Annotated in this window: 19 protein-coding genes and 3 pseudogenes; 11 read left to right on the forward strand and 11 right to left on the reverse strand. The window is 42.9% G+C overall.

Annotation, left to right across the window (positions count from 1 at the left end; genetic code table 11):
- Window positions 1-120: 120 nt before the first annotated feature.
- Together bufB and F6K64_RS29290 are read right to left on the reverse strand one after the other, a co-directional pair.
- Window positions 121-999 (reverse strand): MNIO family bufferin maturase, encoded by an 879-nt coding sequence (bufB, locus tag F6K64_RS29285; RefSeq protein WP_287267194.1) that lies wholly within the window; start codon window positions 997-999, stop codon window positions 121-123.
- A 1,175-nt stretch (window positions 1,000-2,174) separates the two neighbouring features.
- Window positions 2,175-2,576, reverse strand: coding sequence for a BufA1 family periplasmic bufferin-type metallophore (locus tag F6K64_RS29290; protein WP_008181410.1), 402 nt, complete (start codon window positions 2,574-2,576; stop codon window positions 2,175-2,177).
- Window positions 2,577-3,187: 611 nt separating this feature from the next.
- On the opposite strand from F6K64_RS29290, the gene F6K64_RS29295 reads away from it, so the two are divergent.
- The 6 genes and pseudogenes from F6K64_RS29295 to F6K64_RS29325 all read left to right on the forward strand — a co-directional run bounded on the left by F6K64_RS29295 (window position 3,188) and on the right by F6K64_RS29325 (window position 8,682).
- Window positions 3,188-5,443, forward strand: coding sequence for a CHASE2 domain-containing protein (locus tag F6K64_RS29295; protein ID WP_008181409.1), 2,256 nt, complete (start codon window positions 3,188-3,190; stop codon window positions 5,441-5,443).
- A gap of 678 nt (window positions 5,444-6,121) precedes the next feature.
- Window positions 6,122-6,352 (forward strand): annotated as a pseudogene (locus F6K64_RS29300) (transposase); the annotation flags it as partial.
- 108 nt (window positions 6,353-6,460) lie between these two features.
- Window positions 6,461-6,715, forward strand: a pseudogene (locus F6K64_RS29305) (RNA-guided endonuclease InsQ/TnpB family protein); the annotation flags it as partial.
- A 166-nt stretch (window positions 6,716-6,881) separates the two neighbouring features.
- Window positions 6,882-7,521: pseudogene (locus F6K64_RS39155) on the forward strand (zinc ribbon domain-containing protein); the annotation flags it as partial.
- A gap of 129 nt (window positions 7,522-7,650) precedes the next feature.
- On the forward strand, window positions 7,651-8,502 hold the full coding sequence (locus F6K64_RS29320) for a DUF928 domain-containing protein (protein ID WP_008181405.1): 852 nt from the start codon (window positions 7,651-7,653) through the stop codon (window positions 8,500-8,502).
- 57 nt (window positions 8,503-8,559) lie between these two features.
- The gene (locus F6K64_RS29325; protein WP_267871999.1) at window positions 8,560-8,682 is read left to right on the forward strand and encodes a hypothetical protein; all 123 of its coding nucleotides are present in this window, start codon (window positions 8,560-8,562) and stop codon (window positions 8,680-8,682) included.
- A 54-nt stretch (window positions 8,683-8,736) separates the two neighbouring features.
- Here the strand turns inward: F6K64_RS29325 and F6K64_RS29330 are convergent, their stop codons facing one another.
- Complete coding sequence (locus F6K64_RS29330; RefSeq protein ID WP_044492420.1) at window positions 8,737-9,279, reverse strand: hypothetical protein; 543 nt, start codon at window positions 9,277-9,279, stop codon at window positions 8,737-8,739.
- 747 nt (window positions 9,280-10,026) lie between these two features.
- On the reverse strand, window positions 10,027-11,535 hold the full coding sequence (locus tag F6K64_RS29335; RefSeq protein WP_008181399.1) for a hypothetical protein: 1,509 nt from the start codon (window positions 11,533-11,535) through the stop codon (window positions 10,027-10,029).
- A gap of 530 nt (window positions 11,536-12,065) precedes the next feature.
- On the opposite strand from F6K64_RS29335, the gene F6K64_RS29340 reads away from it, so the two are divergent.
- The 4 genes from F6K64_RS29340 (at window position 12,066) to F6K64_RS29355 (ending at window position 15,363) form a co-directional block, all read left to right on the forward strand.
- Window positions 12,066-13,406 (forward strand): RNA-guided endonuclease InsQ/TnpB family protein, encoded by a 1,341-nt coding sequence (locus F6K64_RS29340; RefSeq protein WP_008181397.1) that lies wholly within the window; start codon window positions 12,066-12,068, stop codon window positions 13,404-13,406.
- A 41-nt stretch (window positions 13,407-13,447) separates the two neighbouring features.
- Window positions 13,448-14,323: an ABC transporter ATP-binding protein gene (locus F6K64_RS29345; protein WP_008181394.1), complete on the forward strand. Its 876-nt coding sequence runs from the start codon at window positions 13,448-13,450 to the stop codon at window positions 14,321-14,323.
- A gap of 15 nt (window positions 14,324-14,338) precedes the next feature.
- Window positions 14,339-14,812 (forward strand): SMC-Scp complex subunit ScpB, encoded by a 474-nt coding sequence (gene scpB / locus F6K64_RS29350; RefSeq protein ID WP_008181392.1) that lies wholly within the window; start codon window positions 14,339-14,341, stop codon window positions 14,810-14,812.
- A 170-nt stretch (window positions 14,813-14,982) separates the two neighbouring features.
- Entirely contained in the window at window positions 14,983-15,363 is a 381-nt protein-coding gene (locus tag F6K64_RS29355) for a DUF760 domain-containing protein (protein ID WP_008181391.1), read from the forward strand.
- 152 nt (window positions 15,364-15,515) lie between these two features.
- On the opposite strand, the gene F6K64_RS39160 is transcribed toward F6K64_RS29355, so the two are convergent.
- The 4 genes from F6K64_RS39160 to ahcY form a co-directional block, all read right to left on the reverse strand.
- Window positions 15,516-15,731 (reverse strand): zinc ribbon domain-containing protein, encoded by a 216-nt coding sequence (locus F6K64_RS39160; protein ID WP_502707973.1) that lies wholly within the window; start codon window positions 15,729-15,731, stop codon window positions 15,516-15,518.
- A gap of 342 nt (window positions 15,732-16,073) precedes the next feature.
- Window positions 16,074-16,697 (reverse strand): exopolysaccharide biosynthesis protein, encoded by a 624-nt coding sequence (locus F6K64_RS29360; protein ID WP_008181389.1) that lies wholly within the window; start codon window positions 16,695-16,697, stop codon window positions 16,074-16,076.
- 517 nt (window positions 16,698-17,214) lie between these two features.
- Window positions 17,215-18,024 carry a DUF928 domain-containing protein gene (locus F6K64_RS29365; RefSeq protein ID WP_008181387.1) on the reverse strand — a complete coding sequence of 270 codons (810 nt, stop codon included), beginning with the start codon at window positions 18,022-18,024 and terminating at the stop codon, window positions 17,215-17,217.
- Between the two features lie 670 nt (window positions 18,025-18,694).
- Window positions 18,695-19,972 (reverse strand): adenosylhomocysteinase, encoded by a 1,278-nt coding sequence (ahcY, locus tag F6K64_RS29370; RefSeq protein WP_008181386.1) that lies wholly within the window; start codon window positions 19,970-19,972, stop codon window positions 18,695-18,697.
- Window positions 19,973-20,308: 336 nt separating this feature from the next.
- Between ahcY and F6K64_RS29375 the strand changes: the two genes are divergently transcribed.
- Window positions 20,309-20,575 (forward strand): hypothetical protein, encoded by a 267-nt coding sequence (locus F6K64_RS29375; protein WP_008181385.1) that lies wholly within the window; start codon window positions 20,309-20,311, stop codon window positions 20,573-20,575.
- 121 nt (window positions 20,576-20,696) lie between these two features.
- Here F6K64_RS29375 and F6K64_RS29380 read toward each other — a convergent pair whose 3' ends face one another.
- The 3 genes from F6K64_RS29380 to F6K64_RS29390 form a co-directional block, all read right to left on the reverse strand.
- Complete coding sequence (locus F6K64_RS29380) at window positions 20,697-21,053, reverse strand: carbon dioxide-concentrating mechanism protein CcmK (protein ID WP_008181384.1); 357 nt, start codon at window positions 21,051-21,053, stop codon at window positions 20,697-20,699.
- Between the two features lie 286 nt (window positions 21,054-21,339).
- The gene (locus F6K64_RS29385; protein WP_008181383.1) at window positions 21,340-21,651 is read right to left on the reverse strand and encodes a carbon dioxide-concentrating mechanism protein CcmK; all 312 of its coding nucleotides are present in this window, start codon (window positions 21,649-21,651) and stop codon (window positions 21,340-21,342) included.
- Between the two features lie 145 nt (window positions 21,652-21,796).
- Complete coding sequence (locus F6K64_RS29390; protein WP_008181382.1) at window positions 21,797-22,822, reverse strand: GAF domain-containing protein; 1,026 nt, start codon at window positions 22,820-22,822, stop codon at window positions 21,797-21,799.
- Between the last annotated feature and the right edge of the window lie 372 nt (window positions 22,823-23,194).

The raw sequence follows: 23,194 nt of genomic DNA on the forward strand, positions 1-23,194 counted from the left end.
ATCAGCTATCAGCTATCAGCTATCAGCTATCAGCTATCAGCTATCAGCTATCAGCTATCAGCTATCAGCTATCAGCTATCAGCTATCAGCTATCAGCTATCAGCTATCAGCTATCAGCTATCAGCTAATCGGCCTGTGGCCAAGGGCTGACGGCTGACGGCTGACGGCTGAATGCTTATCTAAATAGTCCTGAGCTTTACTAGCTTGGGTCATTAATACCTCAAAAGCTGGGATATCAGTATCCCATTCAATCAGAGTAGGCACCGGACCAAAGCGCTCTAATGTTGCTTGATACAATTGCCACACTGGAGGATGAACGGGATAACCGTGGGTATCATATAGATAATCTTCCCGTTCTTCATACCCTGCTAAATGAATTTGTTTGACCCTGGTTGCTGGTATTGTATTCAAATAATCAAGGGGGTCAAATCCCTGATTAGTAGCAGTGACATAAAGATTGTTGACATCTAGCAGCAAGTAACAATCTGCTTTTTCTAACAATTGTTGAATAAATACCCATTCTGGCATGGTTGAATCTGTGAAGCTCACATAAGCCGATGGGTTTTCGATCAAAATCCGACAACCTAGAAATTCCTGAGCTTGCAAGATCCGTTGGGCTACATGTTCCATCACTGCTTCGGTATAAGGAAGAGGAATTAAATCGTTAAGATAGTGACCAGAAACGGAAATCCAGGATAGGTGATCGGAAATGTATGCTGGTTCAATCTGCTGGGCTAACTCTTTTAAATTTGTCAAATACTCTAAATCTAAAGGGTCTGTTGACCCCAAAGACATACCAACGCCATGCAAAGTAACGGGATAGTTTTGGCGGACTTTTTCTAAATAGTGGAGTGGTAAACCCTGATAATTTAAATAATTATCTAATAATACCTCAAACCAAGGTATAGTATGTTTATGAGTAAGGATATCTTGATAATGGGCAGAGCGTAAACCGATGCCAGCACCCTTAATTGAAGCTGAAGGAACGTGAGTTGTCATAGCATTATTGTCATGGCATTATTTTCAGGATTTATCCATGGTAGTGGTGAGTTGACTCTAATTCCCCCCTTTCTTAAGGGGGGTTAGGGGGGTTCTGTATACATAACACTACTCAGCTGAATCTAATTCCCCCCTTTCTTAAGGGGGGTTAGGGGGGTTCTGTATACATAACACTACTTAGCTGAATCTAATTCCCCCCTTTCTTAAGGGGGGTTAGGGGGGTTCTGTATACATAACACTACTTAGCTGAATCTAATTCCCCCCTTTCTTAAGGGGGGTTAGGGGGGATCGGTATACATAACACTACTCAACTGAATCTAATTCCCCCCTTTCTTAAGGGGGGTTAGGGGGGATCGGTATACATAACACTACTCAGCTGAATCTAATTCCCCCCTTTATTAAGGGTTCTGTATACATAACACTACTCAGCTGAATCTAATTCCCCCCTTTATTAAGGGTTCTGTATACATAACACTACTCAGCTGAATCTAATTCCCCCCTTTATTAAGGGTTCTGTATACATAACACTACTCAGCTGAATCTAATTCCCCCCTTTATTAAGGGTTCTGTATACATAACACTACTCAGCTGAATCTAATTCCCCCCTTTCTTAAGGGTTCTGTATACATAACACTACTCAACTGAATCTAATTCCCCCCTTTCTTAAGGGGGGTTAGGGGGGATCGGTATACATAACACTACTCAGCTGAATCTAATTCCCCCCTTTCTTAAGGGGGGTTAGGGGGGATCGGTATACATAACACTACTCAGCTGAATCTAATTCCCCCCTTTCTTAAGGGGGGTTAGGGGGGATCGGTATACATAACACTACTTAGCTGAATCTAATTCCCCCCTTTCTTAAGGGGGGTTAGGGGGGATCGGTATACATAACACTACTCAACTGAATCTAATTCCCCCCTTTCTTAAGGGATCTATGTACATAACACTACTCAACTGAATCTAATTCCCCCCTTTATTAAGGGTTCTGTATACATAACACTACTCAGCTGAATCTAATTCCCCCCTTTCTTAAGGGATCGGTATACATAACACTACTCAACTGAATCTAATTCCCCCCTTTCTTAAGGGGGGTTAGGGGGGATCGGTGTACATAACACTACTCAGCCATGATTCATAAGCTGATAGCTGAGTGCGCAGCCTGCTGATAGCTTTGTTTAATTGGCTTGGGCACTCTCAGTTGGCTTTTCAGTTTCCTGGCTGGAGGTTTTTGGTGGTACAATAGTTCCACCAACAATCTTGTCGCAAGTGCCTTCAGGAACGTAGATCCACTCTTCGGGATCGCTATCTACCGTAGCCTGCGCGCTGCAATCATGCTTGCTGGTGCCACAATCGTTCCTACCCGCCTTAACGATACCAGCACATTTTTCCATTCCTTCCTTACCGGCCAAGGCGTTTTCAGATGCTACACCTAAACCTAGAGCCAAGACACTAGTCAAGGCAGCGCTCACCATTACGGTTTTTTTGATATCTTTCATCACAGAACTCTCCCGAATATCAGAACTGACTCGTAAGTCCGTAGACAGAATTAAACTAAAACAGTGTTGGTTTAATTCCACTCTATTTAATTATTATTTAAGGTATTTAATCTAACTTAACTGAGTCTTTGAAAAGGATGAGATAACCCTGAGAAAGTTGTTAAAATGGGATAGGACATTGTCAACATCAGCTATCAGCTATCAGCTATCAGTTTTTTGATGTAAATCTATCACTCCCGGAAGTGTGGGGAGGGTGAATCGACCCAAAGCTAAGACAGAGCTTTGTAGTTAGTCCAGTAAGGGTTCAACCGTAATAATAGTTTCCTAGTAAGCGTGAGGTACATCTGAAGTTTCTGCCCTGCTCCGAAGTCCCTGCTCCGAAGTCCCTGCTCCGAAGTCCCTGCTCCGAAGTCCCTAAAACCCAGAACGAAAGTACAGCAGTCGCCAGGGCAGTTAGGACATGACAAAAGTCTCACACCCTTTGTAAGCGATGCAGAGGTGCGACCCGTGGCGAATTTAATTCGCCAACGGAAAGCGCACCATTACGGTCTTGGGGAGGCAGCGCGGTCTTGGGGGTTCCCCCCATGAGCGACTGCCGTGGTTTCCCCCACTCGCTATTGCATCAAGAAGCGCAAGAGTTTGACTTCTGACTTCTGACTTCTGCTATACCTCACCTAATTTAAAACTGCTATATGTGGCAACCACTAAAACAACAACTATGGGAATGGCGCGGTGTTCTAATTACTACACCGGTGGTGGCTGGAATTGCGATCGCTTTCAGGCTACTCGGCTGGTTACAGCCTTACGAACTAGCTGCTCTCGACCAATACTTTTGTTGGCGTCCGAAGGAACCTACGGATGAACGGATTGTGATTGTGGCTATGACTGAGGCAGATTTAAAGCGTGCTGGACGGTGGCCAATCACTGATCGGATGCTTGCCCAAGTTTTAGAGAAAATCAACGCTCAAAACCCTGCAGCCATTGGTCTTGACCTGTATCGGGATTTTCCGGTTGAACCTGGTCATGCTGACTTACTCAGGGTGTTTGAAACCACACCTAACTTAGTTGCTATCGAATACATCGATCAACAAAACCCTAACAATGCGGTGCCTCCTCCACGGATTCTCAGTGAACGTGGTCTAGTGGGTGCCAATAATGTCGTAAACGATACGGATGGTATCCTGCGGCGCAGCTTACTTTCTCTGAAGGTAAATGATCGCCTACAGCCCTCCTTTAGTATGCTCCTAGCGGGGATTTATCTAGAGTCAAAAAACCTTTTTCCTGAACCATTACAGCAAGATCCCAGAATTTTCCAGTGGGGCAAGGCCATGTTTCGCCCTTTGGCCAGCAATGACGGTGGTTATGTGGGAATCGATCATGGCGGTTACCAGATTTTCTTGAACTATCGCGGACCAGCGGGAACCTTCCGCATGGTAACCATGACCGACGTTTTGGAAGATAACATTCCAGATCACTTGATCAATGATTCCATCGTTTTAATTGGTGCAACTGCGGTTAGTTTAAATGACTTTTTCTACACCCCCTACAGTAATGACACTACCATCCGGGAGTCAACGGCTGGGGTGGAAGTCCAAGCTAACATGGTCAGCCAAATTATTAGTGCTGTAGAAGATGGTCGTCCCTTGCTCAAAACCTGGTCTGAGCCTGTGGAAATCCTGTGGATTGTAGGCTGGTCTATAGTCGGTGCCACTCTAACTTGGAAATGGCGCTATCTTGGGGGTCTCGGAGGGCTGTCATTGAGGAGAATTGCGATTACCGTGGTCGCTACAGGGGCATTATTCGGAAGTACCTATGGAGCATTTTTGGGGGGTTGGTGGCTCCCGGTGATACCGCCATTGTTAGCCTTAAGTGGGTCTGCAGTTGCCATCACAGCTTCTTACGTTGCTAGCACTGCTAAAGAGATTCGTCAAACTTTTGGACGTTACCTAACTGACCAATTGGTGGCGGATTTGCTGGAGAACCCAGACAAACAAAAACTCGGGGGTGAAAGCCGGAAAATCACCATCTTGACCTCTGATTTAAGAGGCTTCACTGCAATTTCAGAACGGTTACATCCCCAAGAGGTAGTCAAAATCCTAAACATCTATTTGGGTCACATGGCGGATGTGATTACTGCTTATCAAGGAACTATCGACGAGTTGATCGGGGATGGGATTTTAGTGCTTTTTGGTGCTCCCACCCTCCAAGAGGATGATGCCCACAGAGCAGTGGCTTGTGCAGTAGCGATGCAGTTAGCCATGACCAGTGTCAATGAAGAAATCGAGCAGTTGGGCTATCCAAAACTGGAAATGGGCATCGGTATCAATACCGGTGTGGTTGTGCTTGGGAATATTGGTTCCGAAAAACGCACCAAATATAGTGTCATTGGCAGCGCTGTCAACCTGACTTACCGGATCGAATCTTATACAACTGGTGGTCAAGTTATGATTTCTCCTTCCACTTTGGAAGAAACTGGCGAATTTTTAAGAATTGACGGTCAAAAACAGGTAAAACCCAAGGGAATTAAACAGCCAATTACTATCTATGAAGTGGGTGGGATTGGGCATAATTATAACCTATTTTTACCCAAACAGCAAGAAACATTTTTCGACGTTAACCAAAAAATTGATCTACAATTTAATTATGCTTTTCTAGATGGAAAGCATATCAGTAATTCGGTCTACACTGGGCGTTTAGTAGAGATTTCAAGTAAGGGAGCTAAGCTTCGTGCTAACAGCAGCGAAATCTCTGCTATCCCTGAGCCACTAAGTAATATTAAGCTCAACTTACTCGATCCAGATAATGTGAACCAACCCAGTGAGGATATCTACGCCAAGGTTTTAGAAAAAACAGCAGAACCGGGAAGTTTTTACATCCGGTTAACTGCTGTCCCTCCGGAGATATCAGCAAAACTAAAATCTCTCTACGAGTCAGTAATCAGGAATTGATCCTAAGTTCTGTGAAGTCTAATTGAGTAACCCTTGAGTTCGGTCAAGGGTTACGGGTATAAAAAGTTACCTTGGTACAGGCAATTTGATCTGATTGAAACTCCGGTTAATCGCTGTTCGAAAGTAAGTATTCAGCTATCAGCTATCAGCTATCAGCTATCAGCTATCAGCTAATAGCTATCAGCTATCAGCTATCAGCTAATGCGCTACCTCTCAGCGTCGTTCGCACAGCGTGGCCATTCGCGTAGCGTGGCCAACGGCCAAGGCCAAAGCCTGTGCCACGCACGCTACTTGAGGTGCTTTTGAATAAAACAAGTAAGCATTGCTTTAATCTCTGTTACGTCAGCTGACGGCTGACGGCACCTCAAGTAGCGTGAGCTAAAAGCTCACGGCTGACGGCTGACGGCTGAATGCTTACGTTCGAAAAACCCTGTATCCATGGCTGCGTAAACCTTTGATTGCGTCCCTCCCACAGGCAAACTAGTCAGCGGGATTTGAGATTAGAAACCCATGGCACCAAAAAATTATAAAAATCCCCCAAAGCCGAAAACCCCCTGTCTAATCACCGGGGATGAAGGCTAACAGCGGCTTGACGCGCCGTAAGAAAAATATTTTTCTATTTCCGGAAATTTTACTTTGTGTAGTGTAGACTACTTTAGTAGTTAAAGGTCGATACTAATGATTGTTTTACAGTTCAAGGCAATTGGCAAACAAAAGCAATATTTAGCAATAGAAGAAGCGATGATAACAGCTAAAATTGTTCGCAATAGCTGTATTCGCTATTGGATGGACAATAAAGGTGTTGGGAAATTAGACCTCAACAAATATTGCACTGTCTTAGCTCATCAGTTCCCGTTTGCCAATGAATTGAACTCTATGGTCCCCCTCGCCAGTGCTGAACGAGCATGGTTAGAAGTTACCGTAAGAATAGTGGAGCCTTATTTCATGAGTTTTAACCATGCATCTGCATAGCCTATCGCCTATAAAGGCTCCACTATTCTAAGGTTTCATCTCCGGTCATCAATTGCCCGTTTATACGAAAACTGTAAGAAAAAAGTTTCCGGAAAGAAAGGTTTTCCTAGATTCAAAAAACATTGTCAATCAGTTGAATAAAAGACTTCTGGATGGAAATTATGTCCAGATAAAAAGTCAATCATTTTTAGTGACAAAAAAGGGATTGGAAAACTCAAACTCAAAGGAACATGGAATTTCTGGCGCTTTGACAAAAAGCTAATTAAGAGGGTTAGGATAGTCCGTCGAGCCGATGGTTACTATAGCGCTACGCGCAAGTCAGAAGTCACAAGTCAGAAGACAAAAGTTTACTACAACAGGTTTTCAGCTTTTAGCCATGTCCTAACTTTAATGGGTAGTGCTATATGTTCAGTTTTGCCTTCAGATCGATATCAATGAGTCTGTTCCAGCAACACCGAATAGCAATACTGTACCCTTACCTAGGTTTTATCGAAAAGGGGAAAAGCGTCTAAAGTTCTATCAACGTCGAGTTTCTCGAAAAAAGAAAGGCTCTGGGGAGCATGTCACCTTTGTAATTAGGTAAATAGATCCCCCCTAGCCCCCCTTAAAAAAGGGGGGAATTAGATTCAAAAGTCCCCCTTATTAAGGGAAACGGGGGATCTAAATCAGGGATTAACAAAACTGACATGCACCCAAGGCTCTGCACTAGTCGAAATTGTTCTAATTGTGGTGAAGTAGTTAAAAAATCTCTATCAACTAGAACCCATGTTTGTCAGTGTGCTTGTTCTCTCGACAGAGACCACAACGCTGCAATCAACATCCTAGAAAGAGCCTTAAGTACGGCAGGGCATGTCGGAACTCTGGTCTTAAACGACCCAAACGCTTGGGGAGATTTGGCCTCTACTGTGGCTGGTGCAAACAAGTCATGGGCAAGTCGAGTCGTTGAACCAATAATCCCCGCGTATGCGCGACCGGGGAGTGTCAAATCTCTGAAAAAATTCAGCTTAAACTCAGGCTTGACTAAGAGGTTGTCTGAGAAGTCTCATTTGCTACATCCAAGCCCCCGTTGGTCCCCCAATTCTGGGGGACTTTTAGAAGCAAATTGACTCTTGTTTCCCCCAAAGTTGGGGGGTCAGGGGGGCAAAATTCAGGATCAAAAAACTTTTCAGATATCCTCTAAGGGTTAAGGCTAATTCTTGTAAATGTCTATTATAGTTTAATAATTTAATAAACTTATGAAAACTACCGCTAACTTTATTAATTTATTGGCACGTACAACATCAATCTTGATTGTACTGCTGTTTTGCGCACTCACCCCTCAACCAAGCTATTCTCAAGGTTTACAATCTGTCAACGGTCACGTTGCCGATTCTAATAATAACTCATCTGAAACCCAAAATAGTTCCCAAAATAGTTCAGCCAACGGCTCACGCTTACGATTTATTCCACCAACCGATAGCGCTCCTCGAAAGAGTAATGGGTCTGGTTCACGAGGCTGGTATGAGCAGTTACCCCGTGAATTGGTGACGCTGTTAATTCCCTCACAGAAAGTAGCTGCACAGACGATATCTGGTCATCCTAGATTTTTATGGTATTTGTCCGAGCCTGTAGACGTACCAATAGTATTTACCTTGGTGGACACAGTAGAAAACCAGACAATATTTGAGAAAAGGATTGACTCAGGTCAGGTAGGGATGATCTCAGTAGAACTTCCGGAAAACAGTCCAGAACTGATTGCAAACCCACCAGGACTAGAGGAAGAAAACAGGAAGATATACATGTGGTCTGTTACCCTAGAATGCGATCGCGAAAACCCGCCTAAGACTTCCTATTATAGGAGCTGGATTGAGCGGGTATCACCACCCCCAGAATTAGAGCAAAAGCTAGCAGCAGTTGCTGCAAATACCAACAGCTCCACCTCTGAGTTACTGCATCAACAAGCAATCATCTATGCCGAAGCAGGGGCTTGGTTTGATGCCCTTGATGCCCTTTACCAGGCTCAAGCTGCTAATCCCAATGACTCCTCGATTCGAGCAGATTTTATCGCTCTGCTGGAGCAAGTGGGATTGGGTCGTGTGGTACAGTAGTGGGTCAGTGGGTCACAGAGTTAACACAGAGTATGGGATGTTGCTGGGTTTGTTGTTTTGCGATTCGGCCAAAGCCCGACGCTGCACGAACGCAATATATCTCTAGGAAATGCGATTGACCTACGGTCACGCTACGCGATCGCATTCCTCAAAGACTTGTGTAAAACTGGAACAAAGTAATCACAGACTAGTAGATCATGATCAATTTGGACACTGAGGATCGTAAGCAACTAATCACTCTACTCCGCTTACTTGATTCTTATCGATCGACCGTTTCTGATTATATTCCTCAATCAATTCGGAAAGATTAGCATTTTTTTCCTTCAGAAGCTGCAGGTACTCTTCTTCCATAGCATTGGTAAGTTCAAGATTTCTCATATCTATCGCTAAATTAATCTTAAACTCAGAAAATTTGTTATTAAACGCTGCTGCATTATCATAGCTTTCCGAAGGGTTAGTTGTGGCACTTATGGTACCGAACAATGTTCCTAATAGACTAATAACAAATATAAAAAAATTGACGATATTTTCGGCTTGTTCATCAGAAACAAATTCTTGAATAAACGAGACCAATAAGTCATTACCTGCCGTAATACCTCCGATAGCCGCTAAAAAAATAGGGATAGTATATTGCAGAACAAAGAAAACGTACAAAAGCAAGTTTGAAAAAGAAATTTGAAAGTCACATCGTCTTTGGATATCCAAGAAAATCTTGTAGTAGTTAGAGGAGAATCTATACTTTTTTTCTTTAGGTTTTTGTACCCACACGGTTTTCAATTTATCTTCTGCTAAGAAGGGTTTTGAAAAGTCCCTGGCTGGTAGAGTTCATGTCAGGTGGGCAGTGTCAGACAGATAAGATAAGCTGGGCTTTTCGCCTTTGTAGACACTGCCCACCCTACGATTAATGACTACAGATTAATCACGTTTTGTCTAAACCCGACCCTAAAAAAACCAAGCATAAAACTTTTCTGGCCATGATCTAATATCAAGTCCGGTTGACTAATCATGATATCCCTTCTGGCGTAACAGGTAATAGATAATTGGTAAGCTATCAGCTATCAGCTATCAGCTATCAGCTATCAGCTATCAGCTATCAGCTATCAGCTATCAGCTATCAGCTATCAGCTATCAGCTATCAGCTATCAGCTATCAGCTAATGCACTACAGATGGTGCTACTTGAGTGGCCATTGGCCAACGGCTGACCACTGACCACTTACCGCTGACCGCTGAAGGCTTACGATTACCGATTACTACCAATCCAGAGACTACTTGGGAGTTGATTAACCGGACTTGATATAACTACTTACATTTACTTGGACTTTAGACAGTAACCGGACACTTAGGGTGAAGATTGATCAAAGTGACAGAAGAGGGATATAACCTTTTGCCTACTTATGAGGTACACAGGATTTTTTCCCTGTTCACTGTTCCCGATTATCTCTTCACTGTTCCCTGTTCCCTGTTCCCTGTTCCCTGTTCCCTAAAATCCCAAAATTATGTACTTCACCCAATTGACACTAGATTCAAACCAATTCACCCATCACCGCTCTGCGCAAAATCTCTGTCACTTCTGTTGCTATTCTGGCATCAAGTTCCACCGCTTCACGATTGACATCTCTTGGTTCAAGCACCTTTGCTCCCCGTAGCGCCATACTGAAGGTAATCAATTTAGCTGGCTTGAGGGAATCGTCAAGACTAGGCTTAACTAATTTAACTAGCGCGACATAAACCGCTTCGGTTCTGTTCCTAATACTGGTAACTCCGTTGCCGAGTTTTGATATAATCACTGTTGAGTCAATCACATTCAACAAACCCAACTCTTTAATAGCTAAATCAACTAACCGAGCTGGATCGTTCCCCATTGCTCTGATGATACTTTCGAGACTATCCCACTTAACTCCCGGTAGCTGGCATGGTTCCGGTATGTAATTATGCCAACCCACCATTGAGATCATCCGATTTAAATCATAAGCCGATATAGTATTACTTTCCCATTGAGGGGGTTCAGGGTCAGCAGTTAGAATTATGCTTTTGGTTGTGCTACCAAACAACTGGGGGTACTCAATAAAGGGTTTTTCCCCATATCGGCCACGGAAAATCAGGCTATCATTGCCTGTAATCTGTTTCAGCCAATTTTCTAAGTCCATTTGGGGAGCAAAGCGCTTTAACATTGCCCCTAAGCAATTAGAACTTGCTGTATTGTAGTCATAACTAATCACATCTGTGATTAAATCACAGACCGGAATATCCCTTTGATTTCCAGCTTGGTCTGTGCCTCGAATTGTACACTTATCAAGATCGTCATTAGGAGATTTGCTATTAAGGCGAGACACTAGATTAATAATCGGTATAATCTTACTACCACTCCATAATTCGTCATTACTTAGGGCATTTCGTCCCAACCATTTTACCTTGAACTCTTCCTCTACAAAACTACCAACACAGATACAAGCTTCTTTGATGTCTTGATGGAGAAACTCTAACCCTTGCTGATCAATATCTGGAAGTTGCCCCAGATTTGGATAAGGACTGAAAGTATGATCCGCTTTAATTCCAGACACGAGATGTTTACCATCGGGTTTATGGTTCAGGTGGGAGGGATAATCTTTAATTTGCTGTTTGTATGGTGAAGTATCAATACCGAGATATAATAGTTTGGGATTATCTTCAACACCTTCGTCAGCAGCTTGGAGATATTTTTGGTAAACGTTATATTGGCTATAGTTATCTACAGTGATCAAGACTTCAGTCTCGTCAATGTCTAAATTCCACAGCACTGAATCTTCGGTGCTTTTGACCAGTTGCTGATCACAAAATACTTTGAAAAAAATGTCTGGTCGTTGGTCAGAGAACAGTTCTTGAAAATAGGATTCATCGAATTCCATCCCAAAGCTGCCATGGTCATCAGTGATGGCGCTACCCACCAAGTTGTTGAAAATAAGGTCTTTATCCCATGCTTCAACCCGTAATCCTGAAACGACGCCACTGGTTTTTGGATCGATTACCCGACCTAATATCCTAAATATTGCCATAGTAAATTCTACGATTAAAGTCAATAACTGTAGCTGATAGCTGATGAGTGAACCAAATAAACAGCTCCTATTTTTTTTATCTACGTATTGATGATATTCCTATATATGATAACACTTAATTTTATTATTTTAAGTTAACACTTAAAAATAATAATAGGTTAATAATATAACCCTTAAAATCGATAAATACCACGGTTACAGTGGTATTTGTGGGTAAATTTGCTATTACTGCTCTTTTGATTAAGGGTAATGATATCGACATGATATAATTTCCTTATAACCTGTGGTCTGGAAGCAGGTTAGCTCAAGCCTATTGACCAAAAAATTTGGGTTTCAAGCCCCGTCCTTCGCTGGATAGAAACCTGTTTATTGTGGAGCCTTATTCAATAAGTTTTAACCATGCATCCGCATAGCCTGCCGACCATAAAGGCTCCACTATCTTACGGTAACTTGGCCGTAGGCCACGCTGCGCGAACAATGGACGGCTTTTTTTTGTGCTACAATATTACGTAGAGTTGTCCAACGTCAAAATGAAAGTCTTAGAGTTCAAGGTCAAAGGGAATAAAACTCAATATGCCGCGATTGATGAGGCGATCCGTACTGGTCAATTTGTCCGCAATAAGTGCATCCGTTACTGGATCGACAATAATGGTATAGGACAAAAAGAACTGTATCGTCATAATACGTGGCTTAGAGCTGAATATCCTTTTGTAAAGGACTTGAACTCTCATGCATGTCAAGCTTCGGTTGAAAGAGCCTATAGCTCAATTGCTAGATTTTACGATAAATGTAAAAAGAAAGTTCCTGGCAAAAAGGGATATCCCAAATTCAAGAAATTTTCCAGATCGGTTGAATACAAAACATCGGGCTGGAAGTTGTCTCCTGATACTAAGTCAATAGATTTCTTAGACAAAAAAGGTATTGGAAAACTAAGACTTAAAGGAACTTGGGAATTATGGCGTTATGATTCGGCAAAGCCGACGCTACGCGAACAGAAGCTAATTAAGCGAGTTAGATTAGTGCGCCGCGCGGATGGTTACTATGTTCAGTTCTGTATAAAAGTTGATGAAAAGGAATCTTTAGAACCAAATCATACTAATATTGGGCTAGACGTAGGACTTAAGGAATTTTATACCGATTCCAAGGGAGGCGTAGAGCCAAATCCTAGGTTTTATCGTAAAGGCGAAAAAAGACTGAAGTTTTACCAGCGTCGGGTTTCTCGCAAAAATAAAGGCTCATCCAACCGTAAGAAAGCCGTTAATAAATTAGGCCGGACACATCTTAAAATAAGTAGGCAGCGTGAAGAGCACGCCAAGAGACTGGTTAGAAGTTACCGTAAGATAGTGGAGCCTTATTACAAAAGATTTAACCCTTTTATGCAAAGCCGAACACCCATAAAGGCTCCACTATCTAAGGTTTCGTCTCCGGCGCGCTGCGTAATCCACTCTAACGATGTGGTTGCTTACGAAGATTTAAGAGTAAGAAATTTAGTTAAAAATCATTGTCTTGCTAAATCTATTAATGATGCAGGTTGGTATCAGTTTAGGAAATGGCTGGAATATTTTGGACAAAAGTTTGGTAGACAAACGATAGCAGTTAATCCCGCTTATACTAGTCAAAATTGTTCCAGCTGTTGTGAAGTTGTCAAGAAATCGCTATCAACTAGGACTCACACCTGTAAGTGTGGATGTGTTTTAGATCGCGATCATAATGCAGCTATCAATATCCTAAAAAGAGCCTTGGGTACGGTGGGGCACACCGGAACCTGGATCATCGATCCCAACGCTTTAGGAGAGGACGCCTCTACTTCTTCTGATTCCGGTCTGGAGAAGCAAGTGACCTCGTTGATCAAAGAATCCCCGTTCTTCTAGGACGGGGAGTGTCAATCAATATCATACATATTAAGGAATCTATGCCCCCAGCTGTTTCCCTCCAGAACATCTACAAAATCTACGATAAGGTCCCTGTCGTGAATGACCTGTCCTTTACCATTGAATCAGGAGAGATATTTGGTTTGCTGGGTCCGAATGGTGCTGGTAAATCCACTACAATTCGGATGCTAACTACCTTAACTGAACCGACCAAGGGTCAAATTAAGGTAGCGGGTTACGACGTTGTAGAAGAAAAAGATCAGGTCAAGGAAAATATTGGTGTGGTCTTGCAGCAAACTAGCGTGGATATTGACCTGACTGTCTGGGAAAACATGGAACTCCACGCACGGCTGCATCACATTGCCAATCCTGGGCGTAAGCGGCTGATTAATCAGTGGTTAGAGTATGTAGAGCTAATAGACCGACGGGATAGTTTAGTGAAAACTCTGTCTGGGGGAATGAAGCGTCGGTTGCAAATTGCTAGAGCGCTGTTACATCAACCGAAGATTCTATTTTTGGATGAGCCTACAGTAGGATTAGACCCCCAAACCCGCCGTCGCCTGTGGGAAATTATTCGGGATTTGAATCGCCAAGGTATGACGATATTGCTAACTACCCACTATATGGAAGAAGTGGAGTTTTTGTGCGATCGCTATGGCGCTGGCAAGCCAGGACGGATCGGTATCATGGATTCTGGTAAACTAATCGAATTAGGTACATTTGAACAGTTGCGCCACCAACATGGGGAAGGATTACTGATCAAACAACTCTCAGAACGCTTTGAATACAAATTTTTTCCGACTCTGGAACTTGCGAGTGGCTATCTCGAAAGTTTACCCGATAAAACTGGTGTGATGGTTCGTCCCTCCAACCTGGAAGATATTTTTGTTGAATTGACAGGACGTCAATTGGATTAGAAGCTAATTAAAACAATGCCTCGTCTAGCTACCCAAATTGAAGCGATTCTATACTTGAAGGGACAGCCCGTCTCTATAGAGGAAATCTCAGAGTATGCCCAATGCGATCGCGAAAAAGTTGCGGATGGCCTGATTGAACTGATGGCAGACTATGCCCACCGGGACAGTGCTTTAGAAGTTGTGGAAACCCCTGCTGGGTATAGCTTACAGTTACGATCCACGTTTAGTGAATTACTGCAAAACTTAATTCCTGCTGAATTGGGCACAGGTGCTTTGAGGACTTTAGCTGCGATCGCTCTTAAAGGTCCGATTACTCAAGCTGACCTAGTCAACCTTCGTGGGAGTGGAGCGTATCAACATATCCAGGAACTGGTCGAGCTCGATTTTGTCCAGAAACGTAGACAAACTGAGGGGCGCTCGTACTGGTTACAAGTTACCGAAAAATTTCATCAACACTTTGAAGTTCAGCAGCTACTGCCACCCCAATAGAAGCTATGCCAAGGGTTACAAAAACTTCAAGATTTCTTTAAGTAAGCTTTTTTACTCAGAATTTATACCCAAAAAACTGAGATTTATCCCCGAAAGCTGATTCAGGTTATCTCACAATCGTTTAGAGTATAGAAAAGTCGAGATGAAGCAGGTCAAACCTAAAATTCCTAATGGTATTCAACCCCGATTTTCTAAGTTCCCCAGGACCAGAGCCTCAACCGAACCAACTGCTGCAATACCTCCAGAATCAACCTTCTGATGTTTTAGCAAGGATTGCTAAGTCTGCTAGCCCTGAAATCCAACAAATCATCTCTCAGAACGTTCAAGGGCTAGTAGGGATGCTGCCATCAGAAAACTTTAATGTTCAAATCACCACTGATCGGGAAAATTTAGCTGGATTGCTGGCTTCAGCCATGATGACTGGTTATTTTCTCCGTCAGATGGAACAGCGTATGGTTCTTGAAGACAACTTAACCAACTCCACTCCCTTAGGTCCTCAGAAGCAGCGCACTGAAAAGCGTAGGGATTCCCCAAACCCAACTGAGCCATAGATGTCCTCTGGTTTAATACCTAGTTTGATACCTACTAAGTTAGGTAGTTAGGTAGAATGGCACTATGTTAATAATTATTAACTTGGCAAAAAAACTAAATGGAATAGGAAAAAGGGATGATACTATTATATAATATTATCCCTTTTTACTTTTTAGACGCAGGTGCAACATTTTGTGCAGGTATAAGAGGTGTATTCCTCTGTTACTCTCACTAACTTGGAACCATAGCGATTACACAAGTGTTCTAGGATTTGAGAGAACTGATAAAAAGCCCAAGTCATCATAGCTCTTTTCGACCTAGGAGACGCTAAGGGAACGAGCACAATAATACATCTATTATAGCAAAAACTTTCAAGGAGACGCAACATTTTCAGTCCCCAATTCCCAAGGGGCTGTGTGGGTCACCTGCGGGAGCACTTTATACCCCCCGTATCCCGCGCTTGTCTTTGGGCTATAACGGGAGTCCCCTTCGAGTTTAGATGGTAATTGTGATTAGCCATTACCGATTACTTATTACCGATTACTTATTACCGATTATCGATTAGACCTAGCAGCCTTAGTAGTTTTATTATACTGTTTGGGTCAATTATTTTGGCCTGAGCCGAAGTTCCCTTGTCCGAAGTTACCGACAACTGCAGCGAAGTTTGTTACCAATTAGTGATTACTATAACCCAAACAAAATCTTCGACGCGGACTGGATGCACATCAGTTTAACGACCCAACCAAATCTTAATCTGGTCAACTAGACTTGTGCCACCAAACCATAGGGCAAACATAATTGAGATGGAGAGGCTTGCTCCGATCAGGCACAGGACTAAACCCGCTAGGCTAATTGCGCCATCATCTTCAGTTAAGCCAAAACCAGTTATAAAAATTCCCGCAGCTGGAATGGTATTTGTCCCTGGAATCGGAATCATCATCGAAATTGACATTAATGCGATCGCACTCCCCATAAATATCCGACCAGGCAAACTTGTACAAATATAGCTTAGGCGAGGACGGGTAACTGCCTCAATCCGCCGCAACCAAGGGAGTCCTATTTTCAGAAAACCCTGCACGGTTTCCAATTTCATTTTCCCATTCATCATCTTCTTAGGTAGCCAGGGGCGTTTGGCACCAACGATGAGCTGAATAGCCAACAAGAAGATCACAATTGCAAAGGGAATCGAATAACCCGGTGCTGGAACTGGCAAAGCTGAAGGTAGAGATAGGATAACGAATAGAAACCCAAAGATACGTTCCCCCGCTAGGGTTAAAATATCTGCCAGCCTTACCTGAGGCTCTCGCTCTTCCTCAAAAAAATAGCGCTGTAGTTCTACAGAGAGTTTAGCCATTCAGTAGTGATTAGTTATAAAAGTTAATATACTAATATATACTAATCTTTCTAGCACTTACCCTGACATTACCCAAAAAAATGGGTTTAAAGCCCCGTCCTTTAAGGACGGCTTTATAATACAACCTTCTTGTATTGACACTTTTCCGAGAGCATGTTATGATAAATGTCTATAATAATAGATTAATAACAATCTAGGTAGATATTATCTAAAAATAAGTAGACAATGTAAAAAACATGTTTTGAGATAAGCATGTTGCATAATTGAGTCTAACGACTTGATCGTCTATGAAAAAATCAGATAAAAAATCTATCTATCTATCTATGTTTTCAATAATTTAGGTACGGTGGGGCACACCGAAACCTGGATCCGCGCTATCCAATACGCTTATAGAGAATTGTCCTCTACCTTTTCTGGTTCAGACCTGAACAGGCAATACAGCTCGTTGAACGCGATCGCGTGGCCTACGGCCAAGTAAGAATCCCCGTTCTTATCGGAGGGGGAGTGTCAATTAAGATTAATTGCTAGCTGTGCAGCAATTGACAAATGGTTTGTTAGCGATCGCTTCTAACCCCACTGATTTGATCAGATCTACCCATGCTTGGGGCTGGGAATCCCGTAACTGGGCGACAGTAGTCACAGTTTCTTGCCAAATCAGAGCATCAGCATATAGTTTGGCTTGTTCTAAGGTATTTTGCTCCTGATCTAGATTAAGCGCTAATTGCGGACTAAGTTCAGTACGCTGGAGTATTCCTTGAACCCAATGATCTCGGCTACGCTCTTGAGGATCGCAAACTAGTACGAAAAACCACTTGTATTCCTTACCCATGGTCAGAGGTACGGTTTTCGGTATGCTCAGTTGCACAATACCGTCTTTCCTGTTATCCAGGGTCAATGTGGTCAGGTACACCTCTTGATCCTGGTCATCAATTAACACAAATTCTGCAACAGTAGCTGTAGTTTTGGGAACATACCAGAACAGTGTAGGATTAGCCGCCACCGTTTTGACCAGATTATTGGTTGGCACGATAGCAGTTAAAGGGATATCACCGTTGTCAGTACAAGAATAGCTACGAGACCCTCCTCCTGCTGTTCTTCTCGGTTTTCCTCGTTCTGGTACTTGTGGTGGAAATTTAATCATATGTGTCCCAGCCCCAAGGGTTCTAGACGGTGACCCTCGCTCTGGTGGTCGTGGGAATTGTGCACCAACTTCATGGTGTGGGTATGACTGTGCCAGTAACTGGGCTGCGGTGAAGTCAGTTACCAGTGCAGCCGAGAGCATAGTAGTCAGCACTGCCAGATAGGTTGGAGATTGTTGCCAAGTCATGATCAATCACCCTACTCATTGAATAGGCCTCTTGCAAAAGTCAATTTTTGCGATCGGGCTATAGTATTTATCATCCTCTTTTTAAAGATTTATGCAAGAGTCCATATAATTTTATAATTTGCCTTTAGCTATAACCTAGATAGTTAACCCATTTAGAAAAATCATCCATAATCTCGAAAAATCATCGATAATTGGCTTTCACAAGTGGTATTTGCCTACTTTCTATTCTTCTTCAGGACTGACGCAGTCACTCCACCCTATAGGTATAGTTTTATAGGTATAGTTGGCTCCCCAGTTTCTGCCAAGTCCTGTTTTTAAAAGGGTTGCAGCTAATCCCACACCTTATTTTACCGCCTAATTGCTAATTCTGAGTAATTACTTTATATCCAACTCAGATATCGATCTTAGGTATCTATATATTTAATCCCAAGTTACCATCAAAGGTATTGGTATTATTTGGCTATTTTATGCAAAGGGAGCAATAATCTCAAGTCGGCTTAATCACTTCCCAAATAGTTACTGAATTCTTGGGTCAGGGTAATCGATAGTCGGGAATAGTCAACTACCAATTACCCATGACCGATGACCAATTACCTGTTACCCATAACCCATTACCCGAGAAGGGAGATTAGGATTATTGAACCGGTATCGTCAACGGATTACCCTCGTTTTAGGTACCAGAAGTCCAAGAGTTCATGTACTCGATTTGCTCTGGGGTTAGGGTGTCAATGTTAATGCCCATTGCTTGTAACTTCAACCGGGCAATTTCCTTATCCACTGCTTCAGGGATGGAGTGTAAACCTGGTTCAATGGATCCTTTGTTCTTGACTAGGTATTCACAGGCCAAAGCTTGGTTAGCAAAGCTCATGTCCATCACCGCACTGGGATGACCTTCAGCTGCTGCCAGGTTAATCAGGCGTCCTTCACCCAGTACCACAACGGATTTACCATTTTTCAAACAGTACTCTTGGGTAAAGTTCCGTACTTCTTTGACTTCTGTTGCCATTTCCCCTAAGGACTTGAGGTCAATTTCAATATCGAAGTGACCAGAGTTGCACACCATTGCTCCATCTTTCATCACCTCGAAATGCTCAGGGCGAATCACGTGCTTGTTCCCAGTAACTGTGATAAACAAGTCACCTAAGGGAGCAGCTTCTGCCATCGGCATTACCCGGAAGCCATCCATTACAGCTTCAATGGCTTTAGTGGGGTCAATTTCAGTAACAATGACATTGGCTCCCAGTCCCCGGGCTCGAAGTGCTGCGCCTTTGCCACACCAGCCATAACCGACCACAACCACGTTTTTACCAGCTAGCAACACGTTGGTGGCGCGGATAATACCATCAAGGGTAGATTGACCAGTACCGTAGCGATTGTCAAAGAAGTGTTTGGTGTCAGCATCATTAACATTCATTGCCGGGAATGTCAACACCCCGTCATTGAACATAGCCCGCAGACGGACAATGCCAGTGGTGGTTTCTTCGGTGGTGCCAATGATATCACCGAGCTGGTGTTGGCGCTCTTTTACCAGAGTGGCGGTAACATCGCTACCATCATCGATTATAATGTTTGGTTTGTGATCCAGGGCAATTTCAACGTGGCGGTGATAGGTTTCGTTATCTTCCCCTTTGATGGCAAATACAGAAATCTCATGATCAACCACTAAGCTAGCCGCTGCATCATCTTGGGTTGACAGAGGGTTGCTGGCAATCAGGACAGCATCAGCACCAGCAGCCTTGAGTGCGATCGCTAAATGGGCAGTTTCGGTGGTTACGTGACAGCAAGCAACTAAACGAATTCCTTCCAAAGGCTTTTCTTGGGCAAAGCGGTCTCGAATTTGCTTGAGCACTGGCATCTCCCGTCCAGCCCATTCAATCCGCTGTTTTCCTTTTGGTGCCAGAGACAGGTCTTTAACTTCGTGTTTAATCCGAGTAGCAGTTGCAATCATCAGGTTTTGTGTTTTCGTTAACGTTTTTTAGTTTAGCTTTGATTAGTTTAACGTGTTGGAGAAAGTGCCACCGGATGGGAAACCTTTATCAAAATTCTGATTAAACTGGCTGAGATTTAAGATAGTTTACAGATTTCTACCATCAACGGGTGATCAGGAACTCAGTTCGATGTCGGAAATTGGCTAGTTTTTTCAGGAGACAGCAGACTCAATGGCAGCAAACCACCATAGGATTGATTACTGACCAGGACTAAAATAGTATATTTGTACTATAATAAATAGAGTGAGTTGACGGTCAGCTGATCTGATATAAACCCCTAATCAAGGTTTTTCCCCATGAAGAAGCACTATATACTGAGCATCAATCCCAATGCCGAGTACCAATGGGAGCAGTGTACGTTAAGAGATCCCATTACCGCAGAACGGCCAGACTTTGCTGGTTTGATTGCCCAAGCTGTGGCAGATCAAACTGGTTCTTATCTAGTGGCAGTTAATATTGAGGTAGAAGTATTAGAGCAAGCAGCACAGCCCCAAGCTCAGAAAGTGCGGGTTGATTTGCCAGTGCTTGCTGTGGAAGTGCAACCATCAGGATTAGTAGCATGATGATTGACATAGTTAACCGAACCCGGTTCTAACACAAATGTAGCTTCAACCCGCATTCAACAACCGCTCTCCTATCGGGTCAGACCTGGGCTTGGTGCGGGCTTAGCTAAAACCAAAAAGCTTAACGAGAAAAACCGTTCCCCCGCCCGATGATGGGATTTTCCACAGCTTCTCGGTACTGTTCAACGGCTTCAGTATAGGCAATGGGCAGAACACACTCGACGTTTTCATGGGGACGAGGAATGATCACCCAGGATTCCAGGGTAGCGCCATGGGCTTTTTCGACGGCTGCAATACCGGCATCCATAGCTGTTTTTACTTCCGAAACATCCCCCCGAATATTGATATTGAAGCGGGCGCTACCAACTCTGATGTAGCCTACTAAGGTAACCCTACCGGCTTTAACCATAGCATCTGCTGCTGCGAGTATACCAGGAAAGCCTTTGGTTTCGAGAGATCCAACCGCCACTGTGGACATAGCCAAACTCCTTAATCTGTTGAATTATTTGAAACTCAGGAACTATTGTACGAATCTTCGCTACCGATTCGGCTTAATACGTAAGCTATCAGCTATCAGCGTGTCGCGTATCAGCTATCAGCTAATGCGCTACAGATGGTGCCACTTGATGTGCTTATGGGCAATTAGGACGCTAGGGAACTTTTGAATCAAACAAGTAAGCAAAATTTTAATCTGAGTTATGGAAAGCTGACGGCTGACCGCTGACGGCTGAATGCTTACCTTAATACTGATTAAGTGTATTAGTTTAAAATGTTCGGAACTCTTCGACTTTGCTGGTGTAGTGGATGGGCAGCACTGTGTCCACATTTTCATTAGGGTTAGGAATGATATAGTGAGCTGTCACCTCCGCACCATAGGTTTTCTCTACGGCTTCTAGCCCAGCTGCTACCGCGACGTTTACCTCTGAAATTTTACCACGGACGCTCACCATAAACCGACCTTTCTCAGATTTATCATAGGATACCAGTGTGACTGCCCCTGCTTTGACCATGGCGTCTGCTGCGGCTAGTACCCCTGGAAAACCTAGGGTCTCAATAGTTCCAACTGCTACTGGCATTGTGTTCTACTCCGGTCAACATGAAAAGTTTGTTAAATCTGATTGTACTGGAGTTATTAGGCAAAATATATCCTAGCTTGCCTAAAACGTTAACATTTAAAATTTAAACTATAAAATATTGAAATTTAACAATAAAAATTAACACTTAATATAAGTTGAGTTTGGTTAGTTTTTTTAGGCTCTTGCGCACCTGTTTTTCTTTCTCCTGGAGTTCAGTAATCATTTTTTGATTATAGGGATCGATAATCTCTGAGTTACTTTCTGACTTTAACCAAAGTTTACGGGCTAGTTGAAAACATAACTGACATCGTTCTAAATTTTTCAAAATTGAAGGAGTAAATTGAGCCAACAATTCTTCATCTTTTTTGGTAAACCCCTTTAGATCAATTCTTTCAGACAAGTTATCGTTTGGATTACTATTGGGTTTTAACTTATTAATTAATTGTACCACAGCAATTAAATTTTTTTGCTGATTCAACACGGGCCAAGCTACCATAGTATAGGTTCGGTAACCGGTAATTTTGTCGATTCTTTTCGCTTCTTCAGAGCGTGGGTCGTCATAGACATCAAAGGGAACATTAATAATACTTAAGGAGGTAGCAGCTGCACCAGCAATTCCTTTATCTGCTGGAATATCAATGACTAGGGAGCCACCTTTCCCGTCATCAGCGTCAATGGAACCGAGGATGTTACTGTGCTCATCCAGTAAAAAAATACTGGTGCGGTCTGCTTTTAGTATATTTCCAGCTTTTCGGGTCAGGCGACGTAACATTTCTTTGAGGGTGTCCACTAACTCCCCTAAAGCGTCATCAACGGTGTTCACCTCTTCGATAGGCTTTGGTTTTGCGTTCGCGTAGCTTGGCCTAGGGCCAATCCCATCACTGGTATCGACGGTATCTACTTCACTAGTATCTACTTCAATCTCTGAGGATTTCACTGGAGTTTCCAGTAAATCTAAACCAGCGATTTCTCGCCAGTTTAACTGCAATGCTTGACAAATTTCTACAAAGAAAAGACCTTTAATGGGCTTTCCGATCAGAAAAAGATTAACAATGGGCAAGTCTAAATCTAATTCATTAGCTAGGTCTATATCTCTTCCCCGACGCTTACGCTTCCAAACTAATTTGACTGTTTCGAGGTACTTAGGGTGTACACTATATAATTTTTCCATTCTTTTTTGATTTGGGGAAAGCTGCTTATCTCAACTCCAAATGATTAGGGAGTAGCAAAAAAATAAAATACCAGGTTTTAGCTTGTCGGATAGGCAAAAAAGTTGGTTTTCAGTTTTATAGATTAAATTAGGTTCCCCACCCTACTTTAATTGGTATTTTTTTTCATGCAAGTCCCGGCTGTCAATCTATTGGTTTTTATGGATATTCCGGATACTTCATGTCACTGCTCTTAGTTTCTAATAGGTTTATCCCATTAGTTAACTAGACTCCCTAGGTAGTTTTACCAAACTAGTTGCTGCTTTCACTAGTGGATTGCGCTAGATGTTGCTAGGCAATTAACCGTGCTTGTTAATAACCTATAAGTTATTGAT

Source organism: Moorena sp. SIO3A2 (assembly GCF_010672265.1).
Taxonomy (GTDB): Bacteria; Cyanobacteriota; Cyanobacteriia; order Cyanobacteriales; family Coleofasciculaceae; genus Moorena; species Moorena producens.

Excerpts from the sequence above, each read along its gene's own strand:
- F6K64_RS29385 (WP_008181383.1), bottom strand. The coding sequence starts at position 21,651 with ATGCCAGTAGCAGTTGGAACTATTGAGACCCTAGGTTTTCCAGGGGTA.
- F6K64_RS39160 (WP_502707973.1), bottom strand. The coding sequence starts at position 15,731 with ATGTTGCGTCTCCTTGAAAGTTTTTGCTATAATAGATGTATTATTGTG.
- F6K64_RS29320 (WP_008181405.1), top strand. The coding sequence starts at position 7,651 with ATGAAAACTACCGCTAACTTTATTAATTTATTGGCACGTACAACATCA.
- F6K64_RS29345 (WP_008181394.1), top strand. The coding sequence starts at position 13,448 with ATGCCCCCAGCTGTTTCCCTCCAGAACATCTACAAAATCTACGATAAG.
- F6K64_RS29355 (WP_008181391.1), top strand. The coding sequence starts at position 14,983 with ATGGTATTCAACCCCGATTTTCTAAGTTCCCCAGGACCAGAGCCTCAA.
- F6K64_RS29295 (WP_008181409.1), top strand. The coding sequence starts at position 3,188 with ATGTGGCAACCACTAAAACAACAACTATGGGAATGGCGCGGTGTTCTA.
- F6K64_RS29335 (WP_008181399.1), bottom strand. The coding sequence starts at position 11,535 with ATGGCAATATTTAGGATATTAGGTCGGGTAATCGATCCAAAAACCAGT.
- scpB (WP_008181392.1), top strand. The coding sequence starts at position 14,339 with ATGCCTCGTCTAGCTACCCAAATTGAAGCGATTCTATACTTGAAGGGA.
- bufB (WP_287267194.1), bottom strand. The coding sequence starts at position 999 with ATGACAACTCACGTTCCTTCAGCTTCAATTAAGGGTGCTGGCATCGGT.
- F6K64_RS29375 (WP_008181385.1), top strand. The coding sequence starts at position 20,309 with ATGAAGAAGCACTATATACTGAGCATCAATCCCAATGCCGAGTACCAA.
- F6K64_RS29380 (WP_008181384.1), bottom strand. The coding sequence starts at position 21,053 with ATGTCCACAGTGGCGGTTGGATCTCTCGAAACCAAAGGCTTTCCTGGT.
- F6K64_RS29365 (WP_008181387.1), bottom strand. The coding sequence starts at position 18,024 with ATGACTTGGCAACAATCTCCAACCTATCTGGCAGTGCTGACTACTATG.
- F6K64_RS29360 (WP_008181389.1), bottom strand. The coding sequence starts at position 16,697 with ATGGCTAAACTCTCTGTAGAACTACAGCGCTATTTTTTTGAGGAAGAG.
- ahcY (WP_008181386.1), bottom strand. The coding sequence starts at position 19,972 with ATGATTGCAACTGCTACTCGGATTAAACACGAAGTTAAAGACCTGTCT.
- F6K64_RS29390 (WP_008181382.1), bottom strand. The coding sequence starts at position 22,822 with ATGGAAAAATTATATAGTGTACACCCTAAGTACCTCGAAACAGTCAAA.
- F6K64_RS29340 (WP_008181397.1), top strand. The coding sequence starts at position 12,066 with ATGAAAGTCTTAGAGTTCAAGGTCAAAGGGAATAAAACTCAATATGCC.